The sequence below is a fragment of the Spirosoma sp. genome (genome assembly GCF_048594605.1).
Lineage (GTDB): Bacteria > Bacteroidota > Bacteroidia > Cytophagales > Spirosomataceae > Spirosoma.
The window spans coordinates 1-3977 of sequence record NZ_JBMDWV010000036.1; the positions used below are offsets into that span (position 1 = coordinate 1).

The following is a 3977-nucleotide window of genomic DNA, read 5'->3' on the forward strand; positions in this document are numbered from 1 at the left end:
ACGGCGCACAATCCACCCGCTCCCGAACTGCTCGACCTCTGCGATCAGATGGGCTTTATTGTCATGGACGAAGCGTTCGACATGTGGAAGAAAAAGAAGTCGAAGCAGGATTACGGTCTGAACTGGGATGCATGGCACAAAACCGATCTGGAGGATATGCTCCGTCGCGACCGGAATCATCCGTCGATTTTTATGTGGAGCATTGGCAACGAAATCCGTGAACAGTTTGATTCTACGGGCCTTACCATTACCAAAGAGTTAGCGGCTCTTGTTAAAAAGCTCGATACCACTCGCCCTGTTACGTCGGCACTGACGGAGAATGTAGCGGAGAAAAATTTCATTTACCGTTCGGGCGCGTTGGACGTACTGGGGTTCAATTATAAGCACGAAGCGTACGCGGATTTACCGAAGCAATTTCCCAATATACCCCTACTGGCATCAGAAACAGGCTCGTCGCTGCAAACGCGCGGTCATTACGATATGCCGTCCGATTCGGTACGTTTCTGGGGCAAAGGCGGACCCGCCAATTTCAAAGATGGCAACCCCGACTGGACAGCTTCGGCCTACGATAATGAAGCGGCTTACTGGGGCTCTACGCACGAAGCGGTCTGGAAAACGGTAAAAAAACACGCACACATGGCTGGAATCTACGTCTGGACGGGTTTCGATTATCTGGGCGAACCTCACCCCTATCCGTGGCCGGCACGCAGCTCGTACTTCGGCATTTTCGATCTGGCCGGATTCCCGAAAGATGCGTATTACCTCTATCGGTCGGAGTGGACAAATGAGCCGGTGCTGCACCTGCTGCCGCACTGGAACTGGAAAAAAGGGCAGACCGTGGATGTATGGGCGTATTATAGCCAGGCCGATGAAGTGGAGTTATTTTTGAATGATAAATCGCTGGGCGTCAGACGAAAATCGGGCGACGATATGCACGTACTATGGCGCGTTCCGTACGAAGCCGGTACGTTGAAAGCCATCTCGCGAAAAGATGGGAAAACCGTTCTGACACAAACGATTGTGACGGCAGGGAAACCCGCTAAAATTCAGTTGATTGCGGATCGGAATACCCTCAAAGCCGATGGTAAAGATCTATCCTTCGTTACGGTCAACGTAGTGGATGAGCAGGGTAATCTCGTTCCCGACGCCAGTCATCTCGTTACGTTCAGAATTCAGGGCGAGGGCACGCTTGCCGGTGTCGACAATGGATATCAGGCTAGTCTTGAACCGTTCAAGGCCAACTACCGGAGAGCGTATAACGGAAAATGCCTCGCCATTATTCAGACGACTGAAAAAGCAGGCAAACTAACCATAAGCGCTACGTCAGAAGGATTACAGAACGCTGTGATTGAGTTGGTTAGTCAATAATATAGTTTTTTTGTCATTCCAACGACAGGAGGAATGACAAAAAGCCAAAAGCAGGATCGAGAGAAGAAACTCTGCTCCAATTAAGCTGATTATGGGACGTAAGTTGAGGCTCAACTTTATACTGATACTTTTAGTTGCAACGGCCAGCGCCTTCGCTCAATCGGCTGGCGGACTGGCGAAACTTATTCCGGTTGAAAAACAATCGAAGCACGCTAAACCGTGGGTATTCTGGTACTGGATGCAGGGGGGCGTATCGAAGGAAGGCATCACCGCCGACCTCGAAGCGATGAAAGAAGTGGGCATTGGCGGAGCCTATCTGATGCCCATTAAAGGCGTTCCAAATCCGCCCGTATTTACGCCAGCAGCCGAGCAACTGAGCCCGCGCTGGTGGGATATGGTTCGGTTTTCGATGCAGGAAGCAAAGCGACTGGGCCTGGAAATGGGCATGCACGTAAGCGACGGTTTTGCGCTGGCGGGCGGCCCGTGGATTACGCCCGAACTGTCGATGCAGAAAGTTGTTCATTCATCGGTGAAAATTCAGGGCGGGCAACGCGTTTCGCTAAAAATACCGCAACCAGCGACTAACGAAGGCTTTTATAAAGACATAACTGTATTGGCGTTTCCGTCGCTGGTATCGGGGCAAACCGAAACGAACCAACGGCCCAAAATCACATCTAGCCAACTGGGTAACAATCCGCAGTTTTTGATCGACCGAACCAATAAAGACAGTTTTAAAAGCGATACTATTGGCTGGATTCAATACGCATTCGATCAGCCCTTTACGTGTCGTTCAATTCTGATCAGGACGGGTGGCAATAATTATCAGGCCCATCGACTGTTAATTCAGGTAAGCGACGATGGCAAAACCTTCCGGTCGATTGGGCGGCTACAACCACCCCGGCACGGCTGGCAGGATACCGACGCCGACGTAACGCACGCCATTCCGGCCACAACCGCCCGTTATTTTCGGTTTGTTTATGACAAATCCGGCTCGGAGCCGGGTGCCGAAGATCTGGATGCGGCCAAATGGAAACCAAGCCTGAAACTGGTCGGGCTGGAATTATCGTCGGAACCACGTATCAACCAGTTTGAAGGAAAATCAGCAGCCGTTTGGCGAGTGGGCAAGCGGTGGAGTCCAGCCGATTTTCCAAAAACAGAGTCTAATAAAAACCTGGCCATTCCGGTAGGCAAAATCATTAATCTCACCGATAAACTTACTGACGACGGCCAACTGAACTGGGACGCTCCCGCTGGCGAATGGACCATACTACGTATTGGGCACACATCGACAGGACACACCAACGCCACGGCCGGAGCGGGCAAAGGACTTGAATGCGATAAATTTAATCCGGCCGCTATTACGTTGCAGTTCAATAGCTGGTTTGGCGAAGCCGTAAACCAACTTGGACCGGCGCTGAGTAAGGACGTACTAACGGTTTTTCACGTCGACAGCTGGGAATGCGGCAGTCAGAACTGGTCTGCTATATTCCCGGCGGAGTTCAAAAAACGGCGGGGTTACGATCTGATGCCGTACCTACCCGTTATGGCCGGGATTCCGGTCGAAAGCATGGCCGTATCCGAGCAGGTTCTGTACGATGTTCGCCGGACCGTAGCGGACTTGATTGTCGACGTATTTTATAAAATGCTGGCTGATCTGGCGCATCAGAAAGGCGCTACGTTCACCGCAGAAAGCGTTGCCCCTACGATGACCAGTGACGGACTGGCGCATTACAAACTCGTCGATGTACCGATGGGCGAATTCTGGCTGAACAGCCCAACGCATGACAAACCAAACGACATGCTTGACGCTACGTCGGCGGCTCATATTTACGGTAAAAACATTGTTCAGGCCGAAGGATTCACCACGGTACGTATGGACTGGAGCGAGCATCCGGGTATGCTCAAAAAGCTACAGGATCGCAATTACGCACTGGGAATCAACAAACTGGTGTATCACGTATTTACCCACAACCCCTGGATGGACCGCAAGCCCGGCATGACACTGGACGGTGTGGGACTGTATTTTCAACGTGATCAACCCTGGTGGAAATCGGCCAAAGCCTGGGTCGACTACGCCCAACGTTGCCAGATGTTATTGCAATTCGGCAAACCCGTTGCCGACGTAGCGGTTTTTACAGGCGAAGACATTCCGCGTCGCGCAGTTTTACCCGACCGACTGGTTGCTACGTTACCCGGAATTTTCGGGAAGGACGTAGTGGACAAAGAAACGAAACGACTGGCCAATCAGAGTGAACCACTACGTCAGAAACCAGCCGGCGTAACCCATTCGGCAAACATGGCCGACCCTGAAAACTGGGTCAATCCGCTACGTGGCTATGCGTTTGATTCGTTTAACCCGGATGCGCTCACAACGTTGGCGAAGGTGCAGAACGGCAAGGTTTCATTTGCGCCCGAAACCAGTTACTCATTACTGGTGCTCCCCCGGCAGCATCCATTGCAGCTGAACAACGCCTTTGCAACGCCAGAAACGCTGGCAAAACTGGTTGCCCTGGTAAACGATGGAGCAACGGTTCTGATCGGCGAAAAACCGCTTTATAACGCCAGCAAAACAACGGACAATCAAAGCCAACTGAAGCGGTTGACGGACG

The 3977-nt window shown here is 51.8% G+C and carries 2 protein-coding genes; both read left to right on the plus strand.

Going from position 1 to position 3977, the window contains the following annotated elements; translation table 11 throughout:
• The coding region (locus ACOJS8_RS01795) for a DUF4982 domain-containing protein (RefSeq protein ID WP_420146813.1) at nucleotides 1-1368 on the plus strand (1368 nt) is incomplete at its 5' end.
• Between the two features lie 91 nt (nucleotides 1369-1459).
• The coding region (locus ACOJS8_RS01800; RefSeq protein ID WP_420146814.1) for a glycosyl hydrolase at nucleotides 1460-3977 on the plus strand (2518 nt) is incomplete at its 3' end.